The organism is Corallococcus sicarius (genome assembly GCF_003611735.1).
Classification (GTDB): Bacteria; Myxococcota; Myxococcia; order Myxococcales; family Myxococcaceae; genus Corallococcus; species Corallococcus sicarius.
Map to the genome: position 1 here is coordinate 1 of NZ_RAWG01000500.1, position 4,462 is coordinate 4,462.

Sequence of the window (4,462 nt, forward strand, 5' to 3'; positions counted from 1 at the left end):
AGATGTGTATCAGAGACAGGGCAAGGGGACGGCACGGTGTGGGGATGTCGCAGCCGGAGCCCAGACGGGCGCCAGCGGCGTGGTGGGGACTGCACGGGGAAGCAGATGGCGAGCGCCGCGCGACGCTTACGGCCGGAGCGCGGGCACACTTCGGGCCCGAAGGTCGGGGCCTAGGCTCTCGGAGGCTGGAAGATGTCGGAAACGAGGGCCGAGACCACCGGCTCCACCGTCACGACAACGACCGGTTCGCGAAGCGCCGCGACCCACTGCACGACCAGGGTGTGCGGCACCGCGGCGGCGCGCACCGGGCAGCACACGCAGGCCGCGCACAGCGGCGAGCAGTCGGTGCAGTTCGCGCTCTCCTCGTCCGCGCACTCACCATGCTCTTCCGCCGCGTAGGCGAGCGTCTGGAAGACGCCACCCGTCGTGAGGGCGAGGAGCACGGCAAGGATGCGGAGCAGGTGCAGCATGCGGAGGGCCCATCCTAGCGACAGGCACACACGCCGAGTCAACGCCCGCGCAAGTCCGGTTCCGAAGCCTCTCTCACCAGCCGCTCGAGCAGGCGCCGCATCGCCGCGGAGTTCCAGTCACGCGGTCCGTTGAAGCGCGCCACCACCTGGTCTCCGACGACGAGGAAGCTCGCCGGCAGGGCATCCACTCCGAAGCGTTCCGCCTGGACGTGGCCCTCGTCGAGTCGCAGGTGCAACCCGGGGTCGGCAGGCGAACCGAGGTGGCGCTCCGCGTCCCCGAGGCGCTGGTCATGGCTGTAGGTGACCACCGCGACGCCGTCAGGCGGCCTGCGGGCAAGGTCCCGCAGCGACGGGGCCTCCGTGACGCAAGGAGGGCACCAGGCGGCCCAGAACACGACGAGGTGGGCGCGGGCCCGCGGGGCTTCCTCCAGCCGGGGCGCGTCTGCTTGGACTCGGATGTAGGGCGGTGGCGCGGAGCGCGCGCAGCCCTGCGCCAGGATGACCCACACGATGGCCGCCCACCCGAGCCGCATGGAGAGCGTGGATATCGCGCGGAGTGCTCTCATGGAAAGCACAGCAACCACGGCACGGGGCCGCGCTTGGGGAGAGGGAGGGAGGTGGGGCCGGAAACCCGAGTCGTCCTCGTGACTTCCGGCCCCATTCCAGTTGTCCCCGACGGGATTCGAACCCGCAAGCAGGGAGGTAGGAAACCTCAGGCAGGACGCGCAGTTACCCGCCACTGGCTGGGACGGCTGCCTCTTCCGGTCAGGCTTCATCGTCCGGCAGGAGCGTCCGAAGCAGCTCGTCATCGGGACCGAGCGGACGCCAACCGGCCGGGGGTGGATTGGCGAGGAGTGCGCCGCTAGCACTCCTTACACGCTCCACCAGGGGTTCCGGGGTGTATGCCGACCATTGGCCGAGTGCTATCGCGACCTCCAGGCGGGCATCATCATCCAGCACCGCTGGCCAGCCGTTGGGGAGGACATCCGACAGTTCGCGAACAAGCTGTCCGCGAGTCAATCGAGTGAGCTTCTTGCTGCGCTCAGCCTCAGCGACCAACCCTTTGAACACCTGGACGCCGGCAACGTCGTCCGGGCCAAGCTCCTCTGCAAGAGCGACCAGTGATGTCGTGGGGCGATCTTCAGCAAAGGCGGTGACCGAGTCGTACCCCCGCTCACGGATGCGCTCATACAGGCGGGCAATCCAATTCCCCTCCCACGAGCGTCCATCGGTCATCGGCTTCTCCCGGGAGTGAAGTTCATTGGAATATCGTAGGCCTTCATATTCTTACCGACGATCTTGAGGATCGCATCTCGCGTCAACGGCCTCCCGGCGCTGACCTCAGCATCTTGGAGCGCGCGCATGATCCTTCTGTTCCACCCGTCGGGCCACATGCGCCCCAGCTTCCAGTTCCCCCCTCCGTGAATCGCCTCGTGGTGGGCCTGCTCCAGGCGGACACAGAACTGGTCGATGTCCATGTCGCCCTTGAAGCCGCGCTGCTCGAACCACTCGCGGTGCTCCTTCGGCAGGACGTGGTGCTTGGGGGCCTCGGACATGCCCGCCCCCGCCTTTCCCGTGACGTGCATGCCGCGCACCTCGGGACTGTCCCCCAGCGCCTCTCGCACGGCCTCGGGCAAGTCCTGATGCGCCTGGGCCATCGTGACCTGTCCGCCCTGAATGAGAACGGCCGCGCCGACGGCAGGCACGGAGATGATGCCCGCCTGCACCAGCCTTCGCATCATCTCCACCCACTCGGCGGAGACCACCAGCCGCGAGCCCACCATGACGCCGCCTGAACCCATTGCCAGTCCAACGCCGAGCGCCGCAGGGGCCGAGGGCGGCACGCGTGGCAGGGCCATCTTCATCGTGGAGATCATCGTGACCATCTCCACCGCTTGCATCGCCGCGATGACCTGCCCGCCAAGCTTCAGGGGCTCGCGGGTCTCCCGTTGGAGCGTGTCGAATTCACGCGTCAGCCTCCCCATCAGTTCGGGCATCGCGGTAGTGGCTGCCTCCACCCGCTCCGGGTCCAGTGAGGCGAGGTCCGTCAGCGTGGGCTCCATCAGCCCCTGCACGCGATGAAGGTCCGTGAAGAGCTTCTCAACGCTGCACATCGGGCAGTTTCGGAGAATGGCGTTAGCGAGTTGGAGGAAGTCCACCCAGGTGGCCAAGAGGAGAGTCCCGAACTGAGCCGCCTGGAGTTTCGGCCCCGTCATGCGAAGCAGGCCCAGCTCCATGTCCGTGTCGCCGACTTTCGAGGCCGCTTCCGTCAACGCGGTGGCGCTCCCAAGCGCGCCATGAAGCCACGTCACCTGCTTGGAGCCCTGGTCGAGGTAGCGCGTGAAGACGCCGGTGAGGCTGAAGCCCCAGAGGTCCGGAGGATGGGCCGCCAGCTTGCTGAACGCGGCCTCGACGCGGGTCAGGGAGCCCTTCACGTCTTTCGTCGCGTCGAGGACTGCCTGCCGCGTCGATGCAGCGCTCCGGGCCCCGCCCCCGACAGCGCCGTCTCCCACGGCGGTCACGTCGTCACGCGGCTGCTGGCGGCGCAGGAGCCGTTGCTCAGACCCGGAGAGGACGCGTGGGAGAGCGTTCCATGCGCGCGGGGGCTCGTCGTTCGGATCTGCCACCCACGCGGGCGAGGCGTCCTCTCGTGGCGCAAAGCTCAAGCTTCGGCCACGTCCAGGCACTTGCGGCACAGAGGCGCATCCCGTGGCCATCAGCACCATGGCCAGCAGCAGGGTGTCAGCGCGCATTGTCCACCCCCAGGCCCACCGAGGCGAAGGCCCCCGGCCGCAGCGTCCCCTCCGGCGCGGGGAAGAGCAGCGTGCCGCCCGTCCCCATCGCGTAGAGCTTCCCGCCCAGCAATCGCCAGCGCGCTTCCGCCGCGCCCAGGTAGCGCGCCCCAGGCTGGCCCAGGCCCACGCCCAGGCCCTTCAATGCGACTTCCAAGAAGCGGTCAAAGAGCTGCACCGCCACGCGCCCGTCCACGTCGAAGCGGCCCCAGTTGAAGGCCTCCACCCCCAGCGACAGCTTCAGGTGCTTGGAGAGGCCGCCGTAGCGGACCGCGTCCCAGCCCACCTCCGCCTCGCCATAGGCGGAAGTCCCGTCCGGGAAGTGGGCCTCCGTCAGTGGCACTCCCTCCGGCCCCACCGCGTTGAAGCGCGCCAGCTCGTAGTCCGGGCCGAAGTATCCCTGTCGGAAGCCACCATGCTGCCTGCGCACCTCCAACCGCAGCCGCATGTCCAGCGTGGATGTCGCCGCATCCGCGCCCGCGCCCACCACTGCCCCCCATGCGCCGCCCGCACCGGGCCGTCCTCCCCAACCGGCAAGCAGGTGGGCCTCGAAGCCCGGCCGCACCACCACCACGGCGGTTGCGTCCAGGTGCGCCAGCGTCACCGGAGGCGCGTCTCCTCCAGCCTTCCCCCAGTCATGCACCGCCGACAGTGCCAGCGTGTAGCGGCCCTGCGCGCGGGGCTGGCCGAAGAGGACGTGTTCCAGGTCCAGCGCGACTTCCGCTCCCATGAGGCGCGCGCCCAGGACGTCTGAGGCGAACGCCTGCGTATAGAGAGGCCCCAGCGTGCCCGTGAGGAAGCCGCCCGCTGGGTGGTAGTCGGGATTGCTCCGGTTGGAGTAGCGCCGCACGAGGTGCGCGGACAGCAGGCTGTAGGACTCCAGCACGCCAAACCAGACGCCCACGGGCGCGTCGTTCGAGCCCAGCTTGAGGCCGCGCACCACCTGCCCGAAGTCCGAGAGGCTGTCCCAGTCCTCGCGTCGCACGAAGCCCGCGGCCCCTCCACCACCCCAGAGGCGCAACCGCACGGGCGTGCCCAGGTTGAGGCCGAACTCCGCGCCTCCGTCGAGAATGAGAGTCGACCAAGCGAACAAAGGCGATAGACACAGGGCCAGGGTTGAAGCCGCCCGCCAGCGTGCCGACCGTGGGCATCACGGGGCTGCTGGCACTCGTGCGCTGGTGGAGGGGGCGAGATGGGGGG

Annotated in this window: 5 protein-coding genes; all 5 read right to left on the minus strand. The window is 69.0% G+C overall.

The window, feature by feature from the left end; genetic code table 11:
- Positions 1 to 170 precede the first annotated feature (170 nt).
- The 5 genes from D7X12_RS39580 to D7X12_RS39600 all read right to left on the minus strand — a co-directional run bounded on the left by D7X12_RS39580 (position 171) and on the right by D7X12_RS39600 (position 4,376).
- Positions 171 to 470, minus strand: coding sequence for a hypothetical protein (locus D7X12_RS39580; RefSeq protein ID WP_120630322.1), 300 nt, complete (start codon positions 468 to 470; stop codon positions 171 to 173).
- A 38-nt stretch (positions 471 to 508) separates the two neighbouring features.
- Positions 509 to 1,036 (minus strand): TlpA family protein disulfide reductase, encoded by a 528-nt coding sequence (locus tag D7X12_RS39585; RefSeq protein ID WP_120630323.1) that lies wholly within the window; start codon positions 1,034 to 1,036, stop codon positions 509 to 511.
- Between the two features lie 199 nt (positions 1,037 to 1,235).
- A complete protein-coding gene (locus tag D7X12_RS39590) occupies positions 1,236 to 1,706 on the minus strand; it encodes an NUDIX hydrolase (RefSeq protein WP_120630324.1) in 471 nt (156 codons plus the stop codon).
- A complete protein-coding gene (locus D7X12_RS39595) occupies positions 1,703 to 3,223 on the minus strand; it encodes a DUF2380 domain-containing protein (RefSeq protein ID WP_120630325.1) in 1,521 nt (506 codons plus the stop codon). The genes D7X12_RS39590 and D7X12_RS39595 overlap by 4 nt, the downstream gene beginning before the upstream one ends.
- Positions 3,213 to 4,376, minus strand: a complete 1,164-nt coding sequence (locus D7X12_RS39600; protein ID WP_120630326.1) for a hypothetical protein — start codon at positions 4,374 to 4,376, stop codon at positions 3,213 to 3,215. The genes D7X12_RS39595 and D7X12_RS39600 overlap by 11 nt, the downstream gene beginning before the upstream one ends.
- Positions 4,377 to 4,462: the final 86 nt, after the last annotated feature.

Excerpts from the sequence above, each read along its gene's own strand:
- D7X12_RS39580 (WP_120630322.1), bottom strand. The coding sequence starts at position 470 with ATGCTGCACCTGCTCCGCATCCTTGCCGTGCTCCTCGCCCTCACGACG.
- D7X12_RS39585 (WP_120630323.1), bottom strand. The coding sequence starts at position 1,036 with ATGAGAGCACTCCGCGCGATATCCACGCTCTCCATGCGGCTCGGGTGG.
- D7X12_RS39590 (WP_120630324.1), bottom strand. The coding sequence starts at position 1,706 with ATGACCGATGGACGCTCGTGGGAGGGGAATTGGATTGCCCGCCTGTAT.
- D7X12_RS39595 (WP_120630325.1), bottom strand. The coding sequence starts at position 3,223 with ATGCGCGCTGACACCCTGCTGCTGGCCATGGTGCTGATGGCCACGGGA.